General features: G+C 41.7%; 19 protein-coding genes. 9 read left to right on the plus strand and 10 right to left on the minus strand.

What is annotated here, in order from left to right; genetic code table 11:
• From tmcB to BLT94_RS09395, 6 genes are all read right to left on the minus strand, one after another.
• The gene (gene tmcB / locus BLT94_RS09370; RefSeq protein WP_014957403.1) at nt 1-1,338 is read right to left on the minus strand and encodes an electron transfer complex ferredoxin TmcB; all 1,338 of its coding nucleotides are present in this window, start codon (nt 1,336-1,338) and stop codon (nt 1-3) included.
• A gap of 71 nt (nt 1,339-1,409) precedes the next feature.
• Nucleotides 1,410-2,069, minus strand: a complete 660-nt coding sequence (gene tmcC, locus BLT94_RS09375) for a TmcC family electron transfer complex membrane anchor subunit (RefSeq protein ID WP_014957402.1) — start codon at nt 2,067-2,069, stop codon at nt 1,410-1,412.
• Nucleotides 2,070-2,096: 27 nt separating this feature from the next.
• Entirely contained in the window at nt 2,097-3,353 is a 1,257-nt protein-coding gene (gene tmcD, locus BLT94_RS09380) for an electron transfer complex subunit TmcD (RefSeq protein ID WP_092233207.1), read from the minus strand.
• Nucleotides 3,354-3,384: 31 nt separating this feature from the next.
• Nucleotides 3,385-3,762: a response regulator gene (locus BLT94_RS09385; protein ID WP_158406096.1), complete on the minus strand. Its 378-nt coding sequence runs from the start codon at nt 3,760-3,762 to the stop codon at nt 3,385-3,387.
• Nucleotides 3,763-3,964: 202 nt separating this feature from the next.
• Nucleotides 3,965-5,095 (minus strand): glutamate 5-kinase, encoded by a 1,131-nt coding sequence (gene proB, locus BLT94_RS09390; RefSeq protein WP_092233210.1) that lies wholly within the window; start codon nt 5,093-5,095, stop codon nt 3,965-3,967.
• Between the two features lie 12 nt (nt 5,096-5,107).
• Nucleotides 5,108-6,400 (minus strand): glutamate-5-semialdehyde dehydrogenase, encoded by a 1,293-nt coding sequence (locus BLT94_RS09395; RefSeq protein ID WP_092233213.1) that lies wholly within the window; start codon nt 6,398-6,400, stop codon nt 5,108-5,110.
• 292 nt (nt 6,401-6,692) lie between these two features.
• Between BLT94_RS09395 and BLT94_RS09400 the strand changes: the two genes are divergently transcribed.
• The 9 genes from BLT94_RS09400 (at nt 6,693) to BLT94_RS09440 (ending at nt 19,281) form a co-directional block, all read left to right on the plus strand.
• Nucleotides 6,693-7,166, plus strand: coding sequence for a chemotaxis protein CheW (locus BLT94_RS09400; protein ID WP_092233216.1), 474 nt, complete (start codon nt 6,693-6,695; stop codon nt 7,164-7,166).
• On the plus strand, nt 7,147-8,733 hold the full coding sequence (locus BLT94_RS09405; RefSeq protein WP_175530311.1) for a CheR family methyltransferase: 1,587 nt from the start codon (nt 7,147-7,149) through the stop codon (nt 8,731-8,733). Before BLT94_RS09400 ends, BLT94_RS09405 begins: the two co-directional genes overlap by 20 nt.
• Nucleotides 8,723-9,346 (plus strand): chemotaxis protein CheW, encoded by a 624-nt coding sequence (locus BLT94_RS09410; RefSeq protein ID WP_092233221.1) that lies wholly within the window; start codon nt 8,723-8,725, stop codon nt 9,344-9,346. Before BLT94_RS09405 ends, BLT94_RS09410 begins: the two co-directional genes overlap by 11 nt.
• A gap of 17 nt (nt 9,347-9,363) precedes the next feature.
• On the plus strand, nt 9,364-11,430 hold the full coding sequence (locus BLT94_RS09415) for a methyl-accepting chemotaxis protein (RefSeq protein ID WP_092233224.1): 2,067 nt from the start codon (nt 9,364-9,366) through the stop codon (nt 11,428-11,430).
• Between the two features lie 14 nt (nt 11,431-11,444).
• On the plus strand, nt 11,445-13,805 hold the full coding sequence (locus tag BLT94_RS09420; protein WP_092233227.1) for a hybrid sensor histidine kinase/response regulator: 2,361 nt from the start codon (nt 11,445-11,447) through the stop codon (nt 13,803-13,805).
• 16 nt (nt 13,806-13,821) lie between these two features.
• The gene (cheB, locus tag BLT94_RS09425; RefSeq protein WP_092233229.1) at nt 13,822-14,892 is read left to right on the plus strand and encodes a chemotaxis-specific protein-glutamate methyltransferase CheB; all 1,071 of its coding nucleotides are present in this window, start codon (nt 13,822-13,824) and stop codon (nt 14,890-14,892) included.
• 59 nt (nt 14,893-14,951) lie between these two features.
• On the plus strand, nt 14,952-17,279 hold the full coding sequence (locus BLT94_RS09430) for a response regulator (RefSeq protein WP_092233232.1): 2,328 nt from the start codon (nt 14,952-14,954) through the stop codon (nt 17,277-17,279).
• Nucleotides 17,280-17,594: 315 nt separating this feature from the next.
• Complete coding sequence (locus BLT94_RS09435; RefSeq protein ID WP_092233236.1) at nt 17,595-17,939, plus strand: CGGC domain-containing protein; 345 nt, start codon at nt 17,595-17,597, stop codon at nt 17,937-17,939.
• A gap of 19 nt (nt 17,940-17,958) precedes the next feature.
• Complete coding sequence (locus BLT94_RS09440; RefSeq protein WP_092233239.1) at nt 17,959-19,281, plus strand: (Fe-S)-binding protein; 1,323 nt, start codon at nt 17,959-17,961, stop codon at nt 19,279-19,281.
• Nucleotides 19,282-19,837: 556 nt separating this feature from the next.
• Here the strand turns inward: BLT94_RS09440 and BLT94_RS21975 are convergent.
• From BLT94_RS21975 to qrcB, 4 genes are read right to left on the minus strand one after another with little or no spacing between them, the layout of a single operon-like run.
• The gene (locus BLT94_RS21975) at nt 19,838-19,996 is read right to left on the minus strand and encodes a hypothetical protein (RefSeq protein ID WP_173391123.1); all 159 of its coding nucleotides are present in this window, start codon (nt 19,994-19,996) and stop codon (nt 19,838-19,840) included.
• Between the two features lie 26 nt (nt 19,997-20,022).
• Nucleotides 20,023-21,276, minus strand: a complete 1,254-nt coding sequence (qrcD, locus tag BLT94_RS09445; protein ID WP_014957388.1) for a menaquinone reductase integral membrane subunit QrcD — start codon at nt 21,274-21,276, stop codon at nt 20,023-20,025.
• A gap of 33 nt (nt 21,277-21,309) precedes the next feature.
• Nucleotides 21,310-22,170 carry a menaquinone reductase iron-sulfur cluster-binding subunit QrcC gene (gene qrcC / locus BLT94_RS09450; protein WP_014957387.1) on the minus strand — a complete coding sequence of 287 codons (861 nt, stop codon included), beginning with the start codon at nt 22,168-22,170 and terminating at the stop codon, nt 21,310-21,312.
• 30 nt (nt 22,171-22,200) lie between these two features.
• A complete protein-coding gene (gene qrcB, locus BLT94_RS09455) occupies nt 22,201-24,336 on the minus strand; it encodes a menaquinone reductase molybdopterin-binding-like subunit QrcB (protein WP_092233242.1) in 2,136 nt (711 codons plus the stop codon).
• Between the last annotated feature and the right edge of the window lie 17 nt (nt 24,337-24,353).

A 24,353-nucleotide genomic window follows, 5' to 3' on the forward strand; every position in this document is an offset into this window, starting at 1 on the left:
TTAATCTCCCGGTTTAAAAATTTTCTTTTCCATGGTTTCAAAAATAATATCTCCCAGGAATTTGACTTCCATGTTCAGATCATAATGCTCAACAATATCTTCAAGTCCGCTGTGGCAATTGTGGCAGGGAGCGATTAAAACCTCGGCACCGGTTGCCTTTAATTGTTCCGCCTTTACCCTGTTATTAACCATACGTTCCCCTTTGTAGGGAGGGCCGCAATTGATCACACCTCCACCTGCGCCGCAGCAATAATTATGTTCCCGGTTCGGAGTCATCTCTATAAAAGACTCACACAACATGTTTGTCACTTGTCTTGCCATATCGTGCAATCCCCTTCCCCTGGAAACATTGCAGGGATCATGGAGTGTAACGGTCTTTTTAAATTTTTCACCAATCATGATCCGGCCCGATGTCAGCAATTCATGATAAAATTCCAGTGCATGAACAACCTCAAAGGGCGGCATAGACCAGCCGATCCAACGGTTTCCCATATCATAAATTGACCGGAATGCATGTCCGCACTCTCCCATGACAATGCGTTTTACCTTCAACCGTGCGGCTGTCTCATAAAATGCCCTGGCAATGCGGCCTGAAATTTCATTGTCGCCTGTATACATGGCCATATTACTATTATCCCAACCCGGACTTGAAGGCATGGTCCAGTCAATGCCTGCGGCATGCATTATGGTGGCGGTCTGATAAATTAATCCTGCCTGGAATTTTGGTTCAGGTGCGATAACAGAATACATGATATCAGAACCCACTTTATCCAAAGGGATTCTCAGGTTTTCAAACTCTTCTCTTGCATCCTCTTCCTGCCATTGAAGGGTATCAATCCATTCATCCTCCTTGACCCACATCTGGTTCATGGTGGCGGAATGGCTGTTCACCGTATCTTGAATATATAACGGTGTTATTTCAAGTTTATGACAAATTCTTCGGACCAGCAGCATCAGATAGGCAATATCAATACCAAAGGGACAATACATGGCACAACGTTTACAGACATTGCATTCCGTATGGGCAATATGAACCGCCCTTCTGAGAAAATCCGTTGAGACCTCCCCTTTTTTTTTAAGCATTTCCCAAATGGTCTGTTTTACCTTACCTGCAGGTGAGTATGTCGGATCACGATCATTTGAAAGAAAATAGACACATGCTTCCGCACACAGACCGCAATGCATGCAGGTCTCAACATAAGCTTTAAATTTAGGACCTGTCTCATCCTGAAGCACCTGGTTAATGGTGCTTTTTATTTTTTCCGGTGTCAGCCTTGCCAGTCCCGCCTCAACTGCTTCATCCGTATTTTTTTCATTCACCATATTGGACTCATCCATTTTGTCATTTCCTTTGGTTATCATTTCCTTTGCTTGTCATTGGCTTTAGCATATTTGTCTCCTTTGGCTTATTACCAGTCTTTTGCATGTCTGACATTTCCAAATTCAGACCCCATATAAGCCCTTGTCAACGGGGCAACAACCATGTGGGAAAATCTTGAAAACGGAATGAGAATGAGCATCAACTCTCCTGAAAGCACATGCATGATGACCATTAGTTTGTATAAAAAGAACTGGTGATATGCCAGAAAACCTGTAATAAAAGGCAAAGCAACAATTAACAACAATATATAATCTTTAAAGGATGTTAAATACCTTACTTCAGGAACCTTCTGTCTTCGAACGGCAAAGAAAACCAACGCAAGGATCACAACAACAGTTAATATATCGGCCAGGCCGTCATCCAAAGCTATCCAGGAAACCTGGAACGCTTCATCAATCAAAACAATGTGGGACATCAAAAAAATGGGAACAATAAAAAGAAGCAGATGGAAAATATAAGATATTGAATAAAATACCGGGCTTTGTTTTGTACTTTGGGGGAAAAACGGAATCAGCCAGGCAAAAATTGATCTTAAACTGTGTTTCAAGGTCAGGTATGAATAGATATAAGGCTCTCTGGCATTCACATCTTTGATAATAGAAACGATTTTAAATATCAGTCCGAGTATGAAAATCAAAAAAGATACCCAGACCATTGGCCCCATAATAAAGTCTATAAAGGCATTCATATGTGTCTCCTTTGGTTAAATATCCTTTTATAAAATTTTGTTCAGTGACAGGATCTGTCGTTGATATACACCGTCTTTCACTGCCCGTTGCATAATTTTTGTATTGTCAGGACTGATCACAGGGGTGGTCATAAAATCATAACCATTTGGGATCACATGATTATTTACCACCAGAAAATATTGTCCCTGTTTTTCAATTACAACCGATACAATACTGCCATCAGAACTTATACACGGATCAAACACCTTGTCGGCTGCAAGATCCCATTTTTTTTGATTCACCGCTAAAGTCCAGGCCCCTTTGTCCTTGAGTACCGCCACCAGGGTTGATCCGTCTTTTGAATACACAAGATCAGAAATCATCTGATCCGCAGACATATTCCAGGCATTGTCATTTTGTGCAACCGTCCATTTACCGAACTCTTTGGATACAATGGCGGCAATATTACCTGTTTTTGGAGAAACCAAAAGTTTCCAGAGCTGGTCATAGCTGTTTTTCCAAAACGGTTGACAGTCTTTGTAAAGCGTCCATTTACCACCAGTCTTAACCGGTGCGATGACTGAAGATTCATCGGGTAAAAACACAGGTTTCCATACAGATTGAAACTTTTTATCCCAGGCCGTATCGTTGACGGCAATAGTATAGTCACTCCGGTTTAACCTCGCACCATAGGCAACGTTTTTGCCGGTTGAATCAAAACTTATATCCCATATATTTAAAAAGTTTTTCTCGATTGCCTTTCCATTAACTGCACAGGAAAAAACACCTTGTTTAAATGTTTCGATATCCGCAGCAGACATTGGGGACACCTGCACGACAGCAGCAGTACTGCCGGTGTCACTTAATACCATTTCATTGATGTTATCATACATCCGGTCCCAGGATTCATCATTGACCGCCATTGCATATTCCGAATCCTTCTGGACTGCGATACTTACGCTCGAACCATCGGGAGTTGCCTGAAAATCCCAAATAAAATCAAACCGGCTCTCCCAGTCTTTGCCGCTGATACTCAATGTCCATTCCTCATCATTGCTGACCAATGCAGCAAATCTGCCATCCGGCAAAGGCCTTAAACACCAGGCCTTTTCATATTCGCCAGCCCATAGCTCACCGTTTTCACACACTGAGAACACGCCTTCCTCGACATTCACAATGCCGGCAATGGTCTCCCCATCAGGACTGACATAGGGTTCTTCCACCCAGGCAAACCGGTCTTTCCATTCCCGGACAGGCACTTCCTTTAAATTTGTTGTCCAGTCAAAAGATTTGCTTTCTTCCATTTTAATCTCCGAACTTTTTGTTAAACCAACATTAGCTTTTTAATTCGTTAATAATTGTATCCAAAGATGCTACGGTCAGCGGCTTTTCAATGAAAAAATCTATTCCCGCCTTAAGTACGTCAAGTTTTAAATCATCATTAACAATCGTTGTCATTAAAATTCTTATAATATCAGGATTATCCATAGCCACCTGATTTAAAAAGTCAACGCCATTCATATCAGGTAAAAAATAATCTGAAATCACTATGTCAATCTTCTGATATTTGAGAGAATTCAACCCTTGTGCTGCTGTTTTAAATATCAAAAAATCCATCTGGGTGCTATCAAAAAAAACTTTTAAGGAATCCCGAACATGTTCATCATTATCAATAAACATTATTTGAGGTGATTTTTTATCTTGTTTTGCCATTTGATCCAAAATTAAATTATTAATTATTGGAATCATGGAAAGCAGAAACCATGCCAGTCTACAAAATAATAATTTTATTTATAATATCAGCAGATTACAAACACCTTGATGTAACACCTGTTTGTGTATAAAACAATTAGTATAAAGATTTCTAAAAAAATTTAGAAATCTTTCTAAGTTTAGAAAATTTCATATATGCCAATCATCCGCAATCCTTCTTGAGTACCAGATTGTCCCGATGAATAATTTCATCATAATGTTTGCCGCCAAGACAGGCTTCTATCTGGGAAGATTTTAATCCTTTTATCAAATTGATATCAAACGACCGGTAGTTGACCAGGCCCGTACCAATGATTTCATTGTCAGAAGTTTTAAAAAAAACCGCGGCCCCCTGCTCAAACTCCCCTTCCACAGATAAAACCCCTATGGGCAATAGGCTTTTTCCATTTTTTCGTACCGCACTTACCGCGCCTTGATCAATAACAAGACTGCCTTTGGGGACAAGGGCATAGGCAATCCAGCATTTCCTGCTGGCCATTTTCTCTTTTCTGGGAACAAAATATGTGCCGTGTTCCTCCCCATCAAACAAACGCAATAGTACGTTTTGGGAATTACCCCTGGCCACTATCATGGGAATTCCCGAGGAAGTGACTTTCCGGGCGGCCTGTATTTTACTGAGCATTCCCCCGGTGCCCAATGTTCCGGGAATATGGCTTGCATATTCTTCAATCTCTTTTTCAAATGTGGTAACCTTTGGGATCAGCTTTGCATCGGAAAATTGTCTTGGATCTTTATCGTACAATCCATCAATATCGGTTAAAATGAACAAAAAATCCGCATCCATTAACAAGGTGATCATGGCGGCAAGATTGTCATTATCCCCAAGTTTAATCTCTTCAACCATGATGGTGTCATTCTCATTGATAACAGGCACAACCTTCCACTCCATGAGTGTATGCAATGTATTTCTTGCATTCAGATACCGTTTCCGGTTGTTCAGGTCTTCCGCAGTCAACAGAATCTGAGCCACTTTTTTATCACATTCGGAAAAACTTTTTTCATAGGCATTCATCAGTCCGCTCTGGCCTATGGCTGCAATGGCCTGGCGTTTGGGGATCTCATCCGGACGGCGCGTCATTTGCATTTTTCGAAGTCCGGCCGCCATGGCACCTGATGAAACCAGGATCACCTCAATCCCCCTGTCCATAAGGCTGCTGATCTGCCTTGAGATGGATTCAATCACCTCCAGATTCAAACTGTTTTTAGCAGTGATAACATTACTGCCCAATTTTACAACTACCCGTCTGGCAGTAATCAATCGTTGTTTTGGCATGGTTTTCTCTAACTAAAAATCTTTATTCAAGGATTTATGGGTGAACGGTTTTGCGGCCTCTCCGGTATAATCTTTTACCATATGCCCGTCACCTATCATTCGCCACTGGTAAATCATCAGCCCTTCAAGCCCCACAGGTCCCCGCGCATGAATTTTATTGGTGCTGATGCCCACTTCAGCACCCAGGCCGAACCGGAACCCGTCACTGAACCTGCTGCTACAGTTCCAGAAAGCATCTGCCGTATCTGTATGATCCATAAAATACAAGGATCGTTTCTTGTCTGAGGTCACTATCACATCTGTGTGGCCCGATCCATACCGGTTAATATGCGCCACAGCCTCTTTCAAAGACGGCACAACCTTAATGGAGACAATCAAATCAAGGTATTCGGTCTGCCAGTCTTTCTCGGTGGCGGCTTCAACATCAATGATGGCACCGGTCTTTTCACACCCGTAAATTTTAACGCCCTTTGCTTCCAGTTCTTTTTTTAACACAGGAAGAATATCTTTGGCCAAAGCTTCATGGACCAGGATGGTTTCTGTTGCATTACACACCGCCACATACTGGCATTTGCTGTCCACGGAGAGGTCAACCGCCATTTTGGGATCGGCAAGCCGATCAATATAAAGGTGACAAATCCCGTCTGCATGTCCCAGAACCGGAATTACGGTATTATCCATTATATAACGCACAAATTCATTACTGCCTCTTGGGATAATCAGATCAACATATTTTTCAAGCTTCAGCATCTGATCCACATCGCTTCGGGTTTCCAGCAGCCCCAGCCACCCTTCAGGCAACCCTGTATCCAAACCGGCCTTGGAAATGACGGACGCCAGGATTTGATTGGTAGCCGAAGCCTCACTGCCCCCTTTGAGCAAAACAGCATTCCCGCTTTTCAAACAAAGCGCGGCAATCTGCACCAGGGCATCCGGGCGGGATTCAAAAATAACCCCTATCACGCCAATGGGCCTGCTAACCTTAAAAAGGGTCAAACCTTTGTCAAGCTCAGTTGCGGACAATGTCTTTCCCACCGGGTCTTCCAGTTTTATCAGACTGGCAATCCCGTCACAGGCTTCGGATATTTTTGGTTGATCAAATTTCAACCGTTTTAATAAAGGAGCGTCCAGATTATCTTTTCGGGCCTGTTCCAGATCGTTTTTATTGGCATCAATAATAAGATCCATATTAGTTTCCAAGGCCTTAATAATATTTTTCAGTGCCTTATCTTTGATATCGGTTGAAAGTGCCGACATCAAAATAGCAGCATCTTTACATTGCGTGGCTATTGCTTGAATATCCATTTTTTTTCCTTAACTTAAACTTCCTGTTCTTTGATTTTACGCCCTATTCATCCATTAAATTTGTTTTTCTGTCAAGGGTAAAAACCACTTCCAAAAGGGGTAAAACATACAAACGGACTAAAAAACAACCAAAAAAGCGGGATTTTATTTCTTAAATTCGGATTGTATTGTCCTATAATATATAGTAAAAGGATTTATTTTTAAATTAACTGGAATATTAAAAATATTCTAGTAATTTCATGGTTTAATAATCAGGCAGACAAAGACAAGCTCTGCTGCAAGGATAAACATTATGAGCAGTCTTGTTCGACTATTGGGATTTTCACTCTCCGGTCAGAGATATGCGTTGCATCTTGATGCTGTTGACAGGGTTGTACACTCTGTTGAGATAACTCGATTGCCCAATGCACCGGATATTGTTCTCGGAGTGGTGAATGTTCAGGGCCGGGTTCTTCCAGTTTTTAATATAAGAAAACGCTTTGGAATTCCTGATAAAGAAATTGACTTGACCGATCAGTTGATTATTGCCCACACAATAAGACGGACGGTCATTCTTTTGACAGACAACGTAAACGGAGTCATTGAGTGTTCAGAGCAGGAGGTCACCAAAACTGAAAAAATTATTCCCGGCATGGGATATATAGCCGGAATGGGATATATAGAAGGTATAGTCAAATTCAAAGATGGCATGATCTTCATTCACGATCTCAATAATTTTCTATCTCTTGATGAAGAAAAAGCATTGGATGATGCACTATATCAATAAACCTTTATATAGTGAAAATGAAACGGCAATTTCAGAATCATCACTGAGCTTGATCAGCAAATTTTTATCCGCTAATATGGGACTTTATTTTCCAAAAGAACGTTGGCCGGATCTTAGACGGGGTATCGTATCAGCCTGCCAAGAGTTTGATCACAAAGACCCGGAATCGTTTATCCAATGGCTTTTATCCTCGTCGCTCACAAAAAGCCGGATTGAGTCCCTGGCAATCCATCTCACCATTGGGGAAACCTATTTTTTCCGGGACAAAAACGTTTTCAATGCTCTTGAAACACACATCCTTCCAAAATTGATGCAAGCACGCCAAAAGACCGGCAAGTGTCTGCGGCTGTGGAGCGCGGCCTGCTCCACAGGTGAGGAACCATATTCTCTGGCCATATTGCTTTCAAAAATGATCCCGGATTTAAGCGATTGGAATATCACCATTTGTGCGACTGATATTAATCCTCAATTTTTAAAAAAGGCTTTAGGCGGAATTTATACCAAATGGTCATTCCGGGGAACTTCTGAGCGGTTCAAGGACACATACTTCACAAAAACAAAAAACGGACATTACAGGCTTGATCCGCTGATCAAAAAGATGGTCAAATTTTCATACCTTAATCTTATGGATAATTGTTATCCCTCGATAACAAATAATACCAACGCCATGGATTTAATCTTTTGCCGAAACGTACTTATGTATTTTCCACCTGAATATGTCAAAAAGGTTATCAGCCGCATATACCGATCTAACTCAAAGGGAGGATGGTTTGTGGTAAGTCCGGGAGAAATGCCCAACCAATTTCATTCAAAATTTAATACCGTGTACTGCGATGGGGCTATTTTCTACCAAAAAGGCAGCAGTCAAACTTCTTTTAAACAAGATTTCAAAGAAAATCCGGTATTCCCAATACCGGAAAACCAGCCGAAAAACCAGCTTGATTATCAAAATTATTTTCAGCAAGAACTTATTTTTTTGGAAAAGACCGATATAACCGATGAAATCATGCCCCAACCGCTGAAAATATCCCCGGAATCTCCCAAATCAACAGAACCGGACAAAAGTTCCAGCAAACAGGCTCTGCAATTATTTAAGAAAGGTGAATACACCAAGGCCGCTGAATTACTCCGTGAACTATTATCAAACGACCAATTCAACGCCGATGCCATGACCTTGCTGGCTCAAACATACGCCAACAAAGGAGACCTGGCCAAAGCGGCACAATGGTGTGAAAAGGCGATTGTCACAGACAAGCTCAACCCGTCCTTCCATTATTTATTATCAACCATCATGGCCGAGATGGGCCGAATGGAAGAGGCGGCATCAGCACTAAAGAACGTGCTTTATCTCGACTATAACTTTGTGCTTGCCTATTTTTCTCTCGGAAATATCAACTGCCGGCTGGGCAAGCTGAAAGAATCAAAAAAAAATTTTGATAATGCCATCTCCATTTTGAGCGGGATGCAAACAGACGATATTGTGCCGGAGTCGGACGGAATAACCGCCGGTCGTCTCATGGAAATCATAAAATTAACATCCGGCCAGGAGGCCGCAAATGAGCAATAATGATTTAATGTCAAAAAAAATAGACTGGGACCGGATTCATCGGCATTTGGACGAATCAAATACTGCTATTGGAAAAGGTTTCCCAGCAGACCCGGACAAAAAAATTAAAATCCTTAAACAAAGGGCTCAACTGCTTTCCAGGGAAACCGGGAAAATCGAGGGGAAAAAGGCTCAAATTGAAATAGTGGAGTTTGTCCTGGCCTATGAAAATTATGCCATTGAATCCAAATACATCAGTGAAGTCTATCCATTAAAGGAATTCACAGCCATACCATGCACACCAAACTTTGTTCTGGGCATTATCAACGTTCGCGGAAGGATTATCTCAATTATTGATCTCAAAAAATTCTTTGACTTGCCGGATAAGGGAATTGCCGACTTCAATAAAGTCATCATCATCAGTTCAGAGCTGAACGAATTCGGTATAGTAGTGGACAGCATTACAGATGTAAGGTCCATCATGACAAGTGAAATCCAGCCATCGCTGCCCACTTTAACCGGAGTTCGTGAAGAATATCTCAAAGGTATTTTAGAGGATAGAATCGTTGTGCTTGAGGCGGCAATGATTCTATCTGACTCAAAAATAATCGTTCACGAAGAAGTTGATACATAAGTAAAGGAGAGAGGCAAATGTTCAAAAATATGAGGATCGGCATAAAAATAGGATTTGGTTTTATCGTTATTTTGCTTCTGGCGATGGCGGTGATGTATTTCGGCCACAAAGGCTTGCTCGCAATGGAGGACCGGGTTGACAAGGTTGAAAGCGTTAACCGTCTGGTCAAATACGCGCTCGGGATAAACAGATCAGGTAAGAATTATGCTCTGACACATGATCGGCAGTATGCCGATGAGGTACTTGCCAACCTGGATGGAATGAAAAAGCAGGCCAAAAAGACCAGGGAAAAATTCAAACAGGATGTAAATAAAACTCATATGTCCGAAGTATTAGCCATTACAGATAATTATGACGATGCTTTTCATAAATATTTGGATATTGAAGCACAACAGAAAACACTGGATGCCGACATGGTTCAAGCAGCCCGTGACCTGGAAAAAATAGCTGATGATTTAAAACAGTACCAGAAAAAAGAATACTCCCGGTTACGCGAAAAAAATGCAAGCAAGGCTGAGCAAAACGACATATTGACAAAGTCTGACGATGCAAACCTGATTATCAACTGGATTCATGAATGCAGGCGGAATGAAAAAAACTTTATCTTGCGCAATGATGAAAAGTCTTCTCAACAATTAATCAAAAATATAAAAAATATCATCGACCATGCAACAGATCTTAAACGCCGTTTAGATAAAGAAGAAACTCAAAAAATGGCTGAACAAATTATTATTAAAGCTAAGGAGTACCAAAAGGCTTTTTTCAATTACAAGGAACTAAGTGATGGATTCAAGGTAAATTTAGAAAAAATGATGCATGTAGCAAATTCATTTAATTACATTTGTAAGGAAGTGGAGGCAGACCAGAAAAACAAGATGCTCAACGAGATGGCTTCGGCAAAAAACAGGATGCTCAGCGGCATAATTGCCGCTATTGTTTTGGGAATAATCCTCTCGTTTATCATCATCAGGGCCATTACTATTCCTATTTCCAGGATCACAGAGATTGCAAGAAAAATATCTGACGGTGATTTTATTTATGAAGTAGAAATTGTGCAAAACGATGAAATCGGCCAACTGGCAGATATTTTCAGAAACCTGAAAGAAAGCTTGCAGGAGAAGACACAATTGGCTGAAAAAATATCCAAAGGAGATTTAAATATTAAAGTAAAACCCAGATCAACAAAGGACGTGCTGGGAAATGCCCTGGCAGCCATGACCAAAAGACTTCAGGAACAGTCTGTTTCATTAAAAGAGGCGATTAATGTTATTTCCTCTTCAACTTCTGAAATCGCCGCCACAGTTACCGAGCTTGCCACCAGTGTCTCGGAGACTGCTACGTCAGCAAATGAGACCACCACCACAATGGAGGAAATAAAACAGACTGCGGACCTTGCCAATAAAAAATCAAAAACCGTTTCCGAAAATGCTCAACAGGCCCAGCAAATATCAATTACAGGCAAGCAGGCCACAGATGAAACCATTGATGGAATGAGCCGGATAAAAACCCATATAGGATCTATTGCCGAATCAATTGTAACGCTGAGCGAACAGAACCAGGCCATCGGAGAAATCATTGCCACGGTGGATGACATTGCAGAGCAGACAAACCTGCTCGCGGTTAACTCCTCTATTGAGGCAGTTAAAGCAGGTGAGATGGGCAAGGGTTTTTCCGTGGTAGCCCAGGAAATCAAGAGCCTTGCAAAACAATCCAAACAGGCCACCAAAAGGGTGAGGACAATACTCAACGAGGTACAAAAAGCCACCGGCAAAGCAGTCCTGGTGACTGAAGAGGGAAGCAAGACTGTTGAAGAAGGAATAAAACAAGCCAGGAAATCAGGGGATGCAATCTCAACCTTGACAGGCAGCATTACCACAGCTGCCCATACAGCGATCCAGATTGCAGCGTCAAGCCAGCAGCAGTTGGTTGGAATGGACCAGGTGGGAATGGCAATGATGAACATCAAAGAAGCCAGCGCCCAAAACGCATCCGGCACCAAGCAACTGGAAATCGCGGCCCGGAACCTGGACGAGCTGGGCCAAAAACTCAAGCAGAAAATGGAATGGTATAAGTTTGAAGCATAAGAAAAGGGAGTCTCATGGGCTTAACAAACAAAGATCTGCTGAAAAAACTCCGGGCCGCCTTTAAGGCTGAGGCTGAAGACCGCCTGAAAATAATCAACTCCGACCTGGTCAAACTGGAGAAAAAACCTGCAGGTGACAAATACGATGAAGTGATTGAATCCATATTCCGGCAAACCCATAGCCTGAAGGGTGCAGCCCGCTCTGCAGACCTGCCTGCCATAGAAAAAATTTCAGGGGTACTTGAGGACATATTTTCAGCATTAAAACGAAATGAGATTAAAATTTCGTTTGAAATGACAAATGTGCTTTATGATGCAACTGACACATTAGCGGACTTAACTGCTAATCCCGGAAGTGAACATACAAATGTTCATGAAAATCAGATTTCCAAAATCATAAAACAAATCAAAGAGCTGAGTTCAGGCAAAAGCGTGAACGAAACCAAACCTGTTGAAAAAGAACCCAAGCCAGTTGATAAGCTTCTTCCGGCCATGGCAATAAAAAAAACACAAAAAGAAATTGCACCACAGCCAGAACCTGCCGACCCTCAGAAGCAAGGACAGGAAGCTTTCAAAGAGGCTGATCCTCAAACACAAACCATAAGGGTCTCCATAAACAAACTGGATTCGCTCATGCTGCAAGCAGAAGAGATACTCCAAGCCAAACTTTTGGCAAACAGACACAAAAACGAGCTTCAGGATCTTATTGAAATGCTGGAGTTGTGGAAAAAGGACTGGGCACAGATAACAACGGCCACACATACTTTGTCACAAATTATTAACAAAGAAACAGAACCTGACTGTCAGAAAAAGACAGCCCTGGTATCCATATCTAAGTTGATAGATTTGGTTGAATCAAATCAAAACCAGTCAAGATTGTTTGAAGACAGGCTCCTTGCTCTTTTTAAATCAGCGCATCAGGATAAGAGGCTGGTCGGCGAACTGGTGGACAGGCTGCTTGAAGACATGAAGGACGTGCTGATGCTGCCCTTTTCTTTTTTTCTGGAAATGATCCCCAAAATAGTGCGTGACCTTGCACGCGATCAAAACAAGAAAGTCAAGGTATCAATGGAGGGCGGAGATGTTGAAATAAACAGAAAAATTCTGGAAGAAATGAAAGACCCGCTGATACATTTACTTCGCAACTGCGTGGACCATGGAATTGAAAAATCAGAAATAAGAAAGAAAAACAAAAAACCGGAAACCGGAACGGTTAATGTCATAATCAGCCAGACAAACAGTGACAAGATTGAAATTATTATATCCGATGATGGAGAGGGAATTGACATAAAAAAAGTAAAAGAAGCAGCCATAAAGAAAAAAGTCATATCAGGACAGGAAGCAAGTGGGCTTTCCGAAAAAGAGGCTCTTGATCTTATTTTTCAATCAGAGGTAACAACAAGCTTGATCATAACCGACATATCCGGAAGAGGACTGGGTATGGCCATCGTACGCGAAAAAATCGAAAGACTTGGCGGCGAGGTTTCTGTTGAAAGCACCCCTGGTAAAGGAACTAAATTCCGGGCACTTATTCCCATAACACTTGCCACCTTCAGGGGCATACTTGTGTCGGCTGGGGAACAGCAATTTATCATACCAACGGTGAATGTTGACCGGGTGGTTAGAGTCAAGCCAAATGACATTAAAACCGTTGAAAACAAGGAAACCATTCTCTTAAACGGCAAGACCGTGCCACTGGTGCGGCTTGATGACGTACTGGAAATCCATCACAAAGAAAGAGTCCCCGCGTCGGAAATATACCCTGCTCTGGTCCTTGGAACCGGGGAAAAAAGGATTGCCTTCAGCCTTGACAAGGTATTGGATGAAGAAGAAATCCTGTTTAAAAGCCTTGGCAAACAGCTCTCCCGAGTCAGAAACATATATGGTGCAACGGTCCTTGGAAACAGAAAAGTGGTACCTATTTTGAACGTCATGGATCTTATGAAATCAGCAGTACACATAAGCCCCATGTCCGCAGGAGTCCCAGTTCGCATGGAAGAACAAGAATCAGAAAAGATATCCGTTTTGGTTGCTGAGGACTCCATTACATCGCGCATGCTTTTGAAAACCATTCTGGAGTCAGCCGGATATCAGGTAAAAACCGTGGTTGACGGCTTAGAGGCGTTAACAGAACTCAAAGAAGGGGAATACAATTTATTGGTATCAGATGTTGATATGCCCAGAATGAACGGGTTTGTGCTTACCGGAAAAATCCGTGAGGATAAAAAACTTGGTGATCTGCCGGTGATACTTGTAACCGCACTCCACTCCCGAGAAGACCGAGAACGCGGAATTGACGTTGGCGCAAATGCATACATTGTCAAGAGCAGCTTTGACCAAAGCAATCTATTGGAAGTGGTCAAAAAATATATTTAGCAGGTAGGAAATTATTATGATTAAAGTCCTGATAGTCGATGATTCACATACAACCATGGAATATCTAAAACATCTTCTTGATTCGGACGATGGAATTATGATTGTGGGAATTGCGCAAAACGGTAAACAAGCAATTGAATTATCGAAAAAAAAGCAGCCTGACGTGATTCTGATGGACATCAACATGCCTAAAATGAACGGATTTGAGGCAACCCGCATCATTATGGAAAACAATCCCGTGCCCATCATTATTATGAGTTCAATCCATGATATTAAAGATACTGCCATAGTATTCCGAGCCATGGAAGCCGGTGCTGTAACCCTTTTAAACAAACCATGGGGGATGGATCATCCCGACTATAAACGTGATTCTGAAGACCTGCTTCAAAATATAAAATTAATGTCGGAAGTAAAAGTGATCAAACGCAGCAGATCAATACGGGAATCTGCAAAAATGCCGGAGACGAGACCTCCTGTGGCAAGACCCGTGGTCAAACCGGTGGCCAAACAGATAGCAAAGTCAGGCAGAATCAGTGTGATCGCAATAGGAGCATCTGCGGGTGGACCTCTTGTTTTACAGGAAATTCTTTTAAAAATACCCAAAAATTTTCCCGTTCCCATATTGATTGTTCAGCATATTTCAAGCGGCTTTATAGACGGCTTAATAAAGTGGCTCGGCCAAACCACTGAATGTACAATTCAACTGGCAGCTCACGGGGAGATATTTCTCCCGGGTCATGTCTATTTTGCACCGGACGATTATCACATGGGAGTCAACAACTCAAGCCAAATCATCTTGAGCAAAGCTGAGCCGGAAAACAGCTCCAGACCCGCCATATCATTTCTCTTCAGGAGCATGGCAAAAGTGTATGGTGCCGAAGCATCCGGTGTCTTGCTTACGGGCATGGGTAAAGATGGGGCTGATGAATTAAAACTCATGAGAGACAAAGGAGCTGTTACAATTGCACAGGACAAAAAAAGTTCGTTGGTTCACGGTATGGCCGGAGAGGCGATAAAACTTGATGCGGTCATGTATGAACTTTCCCCGGAAAGTATTGCTGATAAACTGATATCAATTGTTCAATAACAATTGATATTAAATATTAATAAAATGATCATTTAATAAAACAATCAAAGGAATGAATCATGAAGGATGATGTCCATTTATTAATTGTGGAAGACAGCCCCACTCAGGCTCTGAAAATTCAATATTTTCTGGAGCAGAACGGCTACAAGGTCTCAATGGCTAAAGATGGCGAACAGGCGCTTGTCATGTTAAAAGATATTATCCCCACCATAATCATATCCGACATTGTTATGCCCAAGATGAACGGCTATGAACTCTGTGACGAGATCAAGAAAAACGATAAGTTAAAGGATATCCCGATAATTCTTTTGACAAGCCTTTCCGAACCGGAAAACGTTATTAACGGACTGGTTTGCGGAGCCACCAACTTTATTGTCAAGCCTTTTGATGAACAATTTTTGCTGTCGCGAATCAAGTACATCCTCATAAACAAGGAAATGAGAGACAGTGCCTTCTCGCAGATGGGAATTGAAATATTTTTCAGAGATAAAAAATATTTCATATCTTCCGAACGAGTGCAGATGATAGACCTTCTGCTTTCTACATATGAAGTTGCCATTCAAAAAAGCCATGATCTTAAAAAGGCTAACCAGGAACTTGAGCAAATCAAGGATGAGCTGGAAAGGCGTGTGTTGGAACGGACGGCTGAGCTTTCAAAATCCAATGTTCAACTGCAAAAAGAAATTGAGGAAAGAAAGCATGTTGAGGAAGCTTTGAGGCAATCTGAGAATAAGCTGGCGATCAAAAATCAGATATCTCAAGTATTTATTACTGCGTCTGATGACAAATTATTTGAAAATGTTCTGCAGGTTGTTTTAAAAGCCTTAAAAAGCAAATATGGTATCTGTATCTACGGGTACACCGACGAAGATGGTTCATACACCTGCTCTTCTGTTACAAGAGAAGTTAAAAAAGAGTGCGAGATGTCGGATAAAAATATCATATGGCCCCATGCGTCATGGACCAGCATCAGTGGCAAGGCTCTTAGCGAGAAGGAAACCTTGTATTCCAACGAACCCTTCCGGGTGCCGGAAGGTCATATTCAAATAACAAGAATCCTGAATGTTCCCATTATCCACAGAGGAAATGTTATAGGCAATATAATGGTCGGAAATAAGAAAACAGACTATGACAATAGCGATGTCCAGCTAATGGAGTCAATCGCCGGGCATCTTGCACCCCTTCTCAATGCAAAGTTACAAAAAGACAAACAGACAAAAGAGCGTAAAATGCTTGAAGCCCAACTGCAACAAGCACAACGAATGGAATCCATTGGCACCCTTGCAGGTGGTATAGCCCATGATTTCAACAACATACTTTTTCCCATTGTAGGCCATACGGAAATGCTTTTGGAGGATGTCCCTGAAAGCAGCTTATGGCGGGATGATCTGAATGAAATTTATATCGGAGCCCTTAGGGCCAGGGACCTTGTTAAACAAATTCTTACTTTTTCACGTCAAGAAAGCATTGAATTAATACTGACAAAGACTCAGCCTATTATTAAAGAAGTATTAAAACTTATCAGATCTACAATTCCTACAACAATTGAAATAAAACAAAACATTGAAACCGATTGTGGTTTAGTCAAAGCTGATCCCACACAAATTCATCAAATTATGATGAATCTTACAACCAATGCTTATCATTCCATGCAAGATATTGGCGGTGAATTGACAGTGAGTCTCAAAGAAGTTGAATTGAGCAGGAATAACGTAATAATCCCCGATATGCTGCCAGGAACATATGCTTGTTTGACTGTGGCTGATACCGGTATAGGTATGGATAAAAATATAACTGAAAAAATCTTTGACCCATTTTTTACCACAAAAGAAAAAGGCACGGGCATGGGACTTTCAGTGGTGCATGGTATTGTGAATAGAATGGGTGGAACTATCCGGGTATATAGTGAGCCTGGCAAAGGCAGTGAATTCAATGTCTATTTCCCTGTAGCGAGGAGTTCTTCTGAAGAACAGGATTCTCTAACAAAAAAAATAATTCAGGGGGGCACGGAAAGACTTTTGCTTGTGGATGATGAAAATGCAATCATTTTAATGGAAAAAAGGATGCTGGAGCGTTTGGGGTATCAAATTACTTCATGTACCGACAGCATTGAAGCTCTTGACGTTTTCCACACCAACCCCGATAAATTTGACTTGGTGATTACAGATATGGCAATGCCAAATATGCCGGGAGATAAATTATCTGCTGAGATGGTCAGAATACGCCCTGATATTTCCATATTGCTTTGCACAGGATTCAGTGAAAGAATATCTGAAGAAAAAGCAGCGTCTTTGGGCATTAAAGGTTTGTTGATGAAACCGATTGTAATGAGGGATTTTGCCCAGAAAATTCGTGACGTGCTGGATGAATCTGTGCAGGCCTCATAGAGAGGACAGAGAGGTTAATGTTTTCAAGCAAGACTTCAAACGTTTGCCTTTGGCTTTTTGAGAATTTAAGCCTTCATCAAGTAAATTTAGCGTAGAACTTAACAATACGTCGCAGATTTAATACTATTAATGGATAAATGGTCGCATAATCGCAACCACTCAAAACAAATAGGCACTTTTCCAAATCATAACCAGCTAAATTTATAGATTTTTCAGAAAATATTAACAAGTATGTTTTTTGGCATGCATTATGCTATCTATACAAAACTGGGATTTAAGTTTTAAGATGACTCTAAATCAAGGAGAGGTTGAAAAATGGAAAAAGTAGTGGTTGTCGGATGCGGTTCATATATGGACCAGGGATATGGCTGCCCGGGCGAATGGCGTTGCTTGAAGGCAGCCGCACAGGGCGATGGCACATTCGAAAATCCATCCCAGGTTGTTGGTTTTGTCAAATGTGAATGCCCCGGACGAACCGTTGTTCCCAGTATTGGCATGGCAATGAAATTGTCTGAAATCAAACCTGATAAAATATATTTGAGTTCCTGCCTGGCCAATGCCGTTCCGGGATGTCCCTATACCGGTGCAAAGGACCTGGCAGACATCATAGAAAAGAAAACCGGAATTGGTGTTGTTGTAGGTACCCACGATTACCATTAAAAATTGAAAGGAATGATCAATGGCAGAAGCTGTCATTAGGCTTGGAAATAAAAACCGAAAAAATATTTTTTTGAACAAAGTCAAAGAATTGCTGCCTGAAGGCGGCAATTTAAGTGCTTGTTTAACTTGCGGTGCTTGCGCCTCAGGGTGTCCTGCCACAGGACTTGATAATATGGATCCCAGAAAATTTCTTCGAATGGCTGCGTTAGGTATGGATGATGAAATCGCCAAATCTGACTGGCCCTGGATGTGTACCATGTGCCAGCGTTGCATTTATGTATGTCCCATGCAGATCGATATCCCCCAATTGGTCTTTAATGCCAGAGCACTTCGCCCCAGAGAAGAAAGACCTACAGGTATCCTTGGGTCCTGTGACATGGCCCTGAGAAATGAAAGTACAAGTGCCATGGGAGCCTCTCCGGAGGATTTTGAATTTGTCGTCGGTGATGTATTGGAAGAATACCAGGAGGCTCAGCCTGAATTCGCAGATATGCAGGCCCCTATTGATAAAGAAGGTGCTGAATTTTTTCTGAACCAGAATTCCAGGGAACCTGTGACGGAACCTGACGAAATGATACCCCAATGGAAAATTCTTCACTTGGCTGGCGTTGACTGGACCTATGGCAGTCGAGGATGGGCAGGTGAAAACTATTGCATGTTCCTAGCGGATGACGATGCATGGAAAAAGGTAACCGGAACAACAGTGGATCAGGCCAACAAGCTTGGGTGTAAGACCTTTCTCAATACCGAATGAGGTCACGTAACATTTTCAGTCCGGGCCGGAGTGAAAAAATACAACCTTGAGCATAACTTTGAAATTAAAAACATATATGAATATTATGCAAAATGGATCCGTGAAGGAAAACTAAAGGTCAATTCCGACTGGAATAAAGATCTTAAAATAAAATTTACAGTACAGGATCCATGTCAAATTGTCAGAAAAAGCTATGGTGATCCCATTGCCGATGATTTGCGTTTTGTTGTCAAATCTGTTGTTGGAGAAGAAAATTTTGTAGATATGCAGCCAAACAAATCTAATAACTATTGTTGCGGTGGCGGCGGCGGTTTTCTCCAATCAGGTTTTAAAGAGGAGCGCCTCGAATACGGAAGATTAAAAGACAATCAGATCAAGGCTACAGGGGCCGATTATTGCATTGCAGGCTGCCATAATTGTCATGCCCAGATCCATGAACTGAGCGAGCATTATGGTGGGAATTACCCTGTAGTTCATCTATGGACTTTGATTTGCCTGTCATTGGGAATATTAGGGCCAAATGAGCGGGAATATCTGGGAGATGACTTGAAAGATGTCAACGTATTTCACCCGGAAACGGCTCTTTAACCTCCAAAACCATCAAGCTGAAAAATGAATATTGGATCTGAGGGGAAGTCTCAACAGTGACCTCCCCTCCAGATCACAGAATCTTTCGTATGTGTCCATACACAGTCCCATATCACTTTTATCAATTGATAAATACCAAACCAATGCCTTCTTCATTTTGTCATTTGACCTTATTTCCACCAGCCTAATTCATTAATAGCAAATGATTGATTAGGCTTGATTTTAAGGCCGTTGTCCAGAATAAAGTCCACCGTCCTTTTTTTAGCTGCCAATTTTCGGAAGACTCCGCGTTTAACAAGTTTCTTACACATACCCATCTAATGTTATAATGTTATGAGGCACTCAGATATTTTTCTTGATTAAGCCTAATCAATAACAAACAATGCTGAATAAATTGCTTCAAATAATGGAATCAAAATTCAATTTATCCAAAAAGAAATATTCCCGGAAGTTGAGTGATTGATAAAAAAATCAAAGCGCATTCCAGGATCGTTTATAGAAACCCGTGAATGCGCTTTATTCAAATTTAAAACTATATGAAATTGATTAACTCTGCCTAATGATGGGAATCTCCACTATCATTCAGGGTGTCATAAACTGCTTTTAAAACACAGAATGTCATGCCGGCACCCAGAATACCAATGGCATACCAGAATCCACCAAAGAAGATTCCGTGCCCGATATCCCATGCCCATTCAAAACAAAATGGAAACATAATCTTTCTCCTTTATGCAAAAAAGGTTATTCCGTCTCTGCCACTGGATTTGAATTAAGTTCCTGCTCCTGGGGGAAAACAGGAAGGTAACGATATGTAATCGCAATCAGGATAATTCCATAGGCCACGGGCAGAACAGTAGTTGCAACTTCCTGCCAGCTTGGAATATAAAGTGCCCAGGTATCAAAACTCATTACCGGAACCGCCATGATTTGAAGAACCATGACCCATCTGTTCAGACAAACCCCGATAACACCAAGAGTAATTGCAATAAGTCTCAAAGCCGGATTTTCACGTGTTGATTTTTTGATAAGAATCAAACCCGGAACAATGCCGCATAATACAATTTCAGTCAGCAGTATCCAGTATCCATAAAAACTGTTGTCAGTATAAAAATGACTTAGCTTAAATCCAAGACTTGGGACTGTTACGCTTGCCCAGTAAATGGTATCAATAATTTTGGCAACGATATAGGTGGTTATCATCCAACCGGATATTTTGGCCAGAAGATTCACAACATTATCTTTAACCAGTTTTTTTCCGGTAATAACTTCAGTTATTTTTGTCACCAGAAGGGTAAAGCAAGGACCGAATGCAGCCGCAGACCATGTAAACAAAAAGAAAGTCCAGGGCCAGATCAACAGACCTTCCCTGACGGCAAAAGGACGGCCATACATTACGCCTGCAACCCCGCCAAGAGATCCTTGATGAAAAAAAGAAAGAAAAGCACCGGTTGCGGCAAAAATAGCCATCACACCATGCATATTATGTGCAAGGTGATGAAAAAACGGCACCTTGTTGGCCTGACGGTTTTCAAGAATATTGGGGATAAACTCAATAGTCAATACCGCAAAATAACAAGACAGGCAAAATGCCACCTCTGTCAACATTGAATGAACATTGGCATGCCAGAAAATAAACCAGCCCCGAAGCGGCTGTCCAATATCAATGGCAAGAATCAGCAATGCCGAACTATAACAGATAAAACCGATGATAACGGCAAAATTTATGATATTTTTCAGCTCATCAATTTTAAAAATATATCGCAACAGCCCTGTAAAAAATGCGCCCCCCCCAACTGCAATGACGGCAAGATCAGCCCAGATCCAAAGGGCAAATCCGTAATAATCATTCATATTGGTCTGGTTCAGGCCTTTAAACCAGCAAAGGAACATGGCATAAACGCCCCAAAGAAGTACGGCACCAACGATTGCAATTCCAATGGTGAATTTTGGAAATGAACACCGTTTTGCACCTTCAGGTATTAATGCAGAATCCATATTTATTCACTCCTAAATAAGATTTCGGATATCTTAATCATGGGATGAAGACCCATGATGATTCTTAAATTTATCCCACTCGCCATCCAGGTAATTATCACCTGCTTTTCTAACCCATTCGCGTTCGGAAAGATAATAAACTTTTGGATTGGTTCCAAGTCGTTCAAGAAGCCTGAATACTTTAGGATTTCTTGATTTTCCGACCACATGTTTGTTTCTTGGATCAGGGTGGGGATCAGGTTTGACAATCTTATGGACCTGATGATCGGGATTATTAAGATCCCCGAATACAATTGCACCTGCCGGACAAGCTGTGGTGCAGGCAGTCTGATATTCGTGTTCCTCAATATCATCACGGCCTTCAACGTATGCAGTATCCCTTGCAGCCTGGTATCTGTGATAACAGAAGCTGCATTTTTCCACGACCCCTCTCATCCTCGGAGATACATTGGGACTCAGGTATTTTTCCATGCCTTCGGGCCATTTGGGGTCCCACCAGTTAAAATACCTTGCATGATAGGGGCATGCTCCCATGCAATATCGACATCCAAAACAGCGTGTATAAATCTGGCTGACAATTCCCGTATCATAGCCATAGTCGGTTGCAGTGGCAGGGCAAACGGAAACACAAGGAGAGTGACCATGATCACCTTTTCCTCCGCAGTGCTGACAAGGCCTTGGTACATATGCAATTTCAGTATCAGGAAAGGATTTACCATTGGTTAATTTATAAACACGCATCCAGGTGATGCTATCCTTTTTATTGGATTCATCCTCCTTAAACGGAACATTGTTCTCAGACATGCACGAAACCATGCACGACCCGCATCCGGTGCATTTGTCCAGATCAATAACCATTCCGAACTTATGTGCTTTGTTATTTTCTTGTTTCATTAAGAACCTCTTTAGCAATTTATCCTTAATTTAGGCCTTGGAAATTTTTGCTTTAATTCCAAAGGCAGCATCCAGTCCTGAACCAGATTCAATTACCGGGCCGATTAAGTCATTTACATTGATACCTTTGTTTGACACATACTTATTATCAAAGTTATGACCAAGGCCTTTAACCATTCCGATCACACCCGGCATCATTCCTTCGTTAAAATTTACCATCACACGGGCTGAACCCATGGGTGTTGTCAATGTAGCATAACCATTATCTTTAAGACCAAGACCCCTGGCAGTTAAAGGATTAATCTCTACAAAACTGTCCATGCCTTTTAAAACCTTATCTGAAACCGTCTTAACGGCAAAAGGAGATGCAGCAGTTCCTGAACTGATCAGTCTTATGTTGTCAATGGGGATCAATGTAAGCTCATAATCTCCCTGGGCCTGAACCTTTGCAGGGTTATCGGCAATAAAAGAGACATTAACAGATACTAAACGGGTTGGAACGCCTTCGGACAAAACAGCATAACCGTCTTCTGACAAGGCATCCCAGATGCCAGGAGTAACACTTTCCAGACACTGTTCATAGGATTCCCAGTCAAAGCTCCGGGCAATATTGCCTTCCAGGGCTTTTGCAATCAAGATGAGGGTATCCCCGGTATTTTTAGTGTTAAATACCGGTTTGCTCACAGGCTTGGTCAGCCCTACAACCTTCTTTGAAAGCCCGCCACCTGAAGGAACGTCTTCAAGTCGTTCTATGAACGTATGGCTTGGCAGAATAATATCCGCTTGTTTTGCTGTTTCATCAAGGAACGAAGAAAAGCTCACAACAAAAGGAATTTTTTCAAAGGCCTGCTTGATACGCTTGGAATCATGCAACTCGTAACACGGATTTGCATTGTAGACAAAAAGAGCCTCAACAGCAGGTTTTGAAGATTTGGTTATTGTTTCAAAAAGCTGGTTGATATCTTGTCCTGCTCTATTTTTTGCAACTCCGGTATCTGCAACGCCATCCATTAATTTATTCGGAAACTTAAGATACTCATTTTGGGGCTGGACAAAAACACCACCCTTTTTATTGATATTGCCCACCAGACAGTTCAAGGTATGAACAGCAACAAGTTCTTTCAGGCTTTGGGAACCATTGCCACGACCTTTGCCAAAAACTGCAACCGGCATCTTTGATTTGGCAAACAAAGTGGCGATTTTTTCAATATCAGAGACTTTTACCCCGGTAATTTCAGATGTTTTTGCAGGAGTATAATCCTTTTGGAGCAATGCGGCCAATTTATTCAATCCACCTTTAAAATTAGCGGCAGCTGCACTGTCAAACAAGTTGTTTTTCAAAATAACCGCGCACATTCCAAGGGCCAGATCCGATTCGGTTCCAGGTTTTATGGGTATCCATTTATCAGCATTTGCAGCAGTATTGGATAACCGAGGCTCAATTTGATAGAGTTTTGCATGCCTTTCTTTTCTGGATGCATTTGCCTTAAAGCAATTAACAGGAGACCCCCAACCTTCGATGATCCCTGCACCAAAGCTTAAAACAAAACTTGCATTTTCAAGATCGAATCCAATTGTATTCCCTTTACCATGTACTGTTGCTGCCGTCATTTCAAGATAGGATTCAAGGCTTGGCATGGTATAAAAATTGGGAGAACCAAATGTTTTGAGCAAGCGTTTAAACAAGCCGCAAACCGATCCCTGACCCTTATCTGCGATGCAGGCAAGTTTTTCAGGTGATCCGCTTTTCCGTATAGCAGAAAGTTTTTCAGCGACAAGTGCAATAGCATCATCCCAGGATATTTCTTCGAAGTTATCACCATTCTTTTTTAATGGAGTTTTAACTCTTGAAGGATCATACAAATACTGAAGACCGGCAATTCCATGAAGACAGGCACCGCCGGCATTTATAGGATGTTCTGCAAGACCTTCAATTTTAACGGGCCTGTCGTCTATTTTCCTGACATTTATACCACAGCTTCCGGGACAGAGGCTGCAAACCGAACTTTCATATTTTACTTCTCCGTCAACAGGGACAGGAGTCCATGGCCAGTTCTGGGTCCAGATGGAAGAATCATCTGTAAGTTTAATCCCCACAGGGGAAACTGCAATACCCGCAACTGCGCCAAGTCCCAATCCCAAGAAGCTTCTTCTGTCAACTTTCATAAATTATTCCTCTATAA

Source organism: Desulfobacula phenolica (genome assembly GCF_900105645.1).
Classification (GTDB): Bacteria; Desulfobacterota; Desulfobacteria; order Desulfobacterales; family Desulfobacteraceae; genus Desulfobacula; species Desulfobacula toluolica.

Excerpts from the sequence above, each read along its gene's own strand:
- tmcB (WP_014957403.1), bottom strand. The coding sequence starts at position 1,338 with ATGGATGAGTCCAATATGGTGAATGAAAAAAATACGGATGAAGCAGTT.
- tmcC (WP_014957402.1), bottom strand. The coding sequence starts at position 2,069 with ATGAATGCCTTTATAGACTTTATTATGGGGCCAATGGTCTGGGTATCT.
- tmcD (WP_092233207.1), bottom strand. The coding sequence starts at position 3,353 with ATGGAAGAAAGCAAATCTTTTGACTGGACAACAAATTTAAAGGAAGTG.
- BLT94_RS09385 (WP_158406096.1), bottom strand. The coding sequence starts at position 3,762 with ATGGCAAAACAAGATAAAAAATCACCTCAAATAATGTTTATTGATAAT.
- proB (WP_092233210.1), bottom strand. The coding sequence starts at position 5,095 with ATGCCAAAACAACGATTGATTACTGCCAGACGGGTAGTTGTAAAATTG.
- BLT94_RS09395 (WP_092233213.1), bottom strand. The coding sequence starts at position 6,400 with ATGGATATTCAAGCAATAGCCACGCAATGTAAAGATGCTGCTATTTTG.
- BLT94_RS09400 (WP_092233216.1), top strand. The coding sequence starts at position 6,693 with ATGAGCAGTCTTGTTCGACTATTGGGATTTTCACTCTCCGGTCAGAGA.
- BLT94_RS09405 (WP_175530311.1), top strand. The coding sequence starts at position 7,147 with ATGATGCACTATATCAATAAACCTTTATATAGTGAAAATGAAACGGCA.
- BLT94_RS09410 (WP_092233221.1), top strand. The coding sequence starts at position 8,723 with ATGAGCAATAATGATTTAATGTCAAAAAAAATAGACTGGGACCGGATT.
- BLT94_RS09415 (WP_092233224.1), top strand. The coding sequence starts at position 9,364 with ATGTTCAAAAATATGAGGATCGGCATAAAAATAGGATTTGGTTTTATC.
- BLT94_RS09420 (WP_092233227.1), top strand. The coding sequence starts at position 11,445 with ATGGGCTTAACAAACAAAGATCTGCTGAAAAAACTCCGGGCCGCCTTT.
- cheB (WP_092233229.1), top strand. The coding sequence starts at position 13,822 with ATGATTAAAGTCCTGATAGTCGATGATTCACATACAACCATGGAATAT.
- BLT94_RS09430 (WP_092233232.1), top strand. The coding sequence starts at position 14,952 with ATGAAGGATGATGTCCATTTATTAATTGTGGAAGACAGCCCCACTCAG.
- BLT94_RS09435 (WP_092233236.1), top strand. The coding sequence starts at position 17,595 with ATGGAAAAAGTAGTGGTTGTCGGATGCGGTTCATATATGGACCAGGGA.
- BLT94_RS21975 (WP_173391123.1), bottom strand. The coding sequence starts at position 19,996 with ATGTTTCCATTTTGTTTTGAATGGGCATGGGATATCGGGCACGGAATC.
- qrcD (WP_014957388.1), bottom strand. The coding sequence starts at position 21,276 with ATGGATTCTGCATTAATACCTGAAGGTGCAAAACGGTGTTCATTTCCA.
- qrcC (WP_014957387.1), bottom strand. The coding sequence starts at position 22,170 with ATGAAACAAGAAAATAACAAAGCACATAAGTTCGGAATGGTTATTGAT.
- qrcB (WP_092233242.1), bottom strand. The coding sequence starts at position 24,336 with ATGAAAGTTGACAGAAGAAGCTTCTTGGGATTGGGACTTGGCGCAGTT.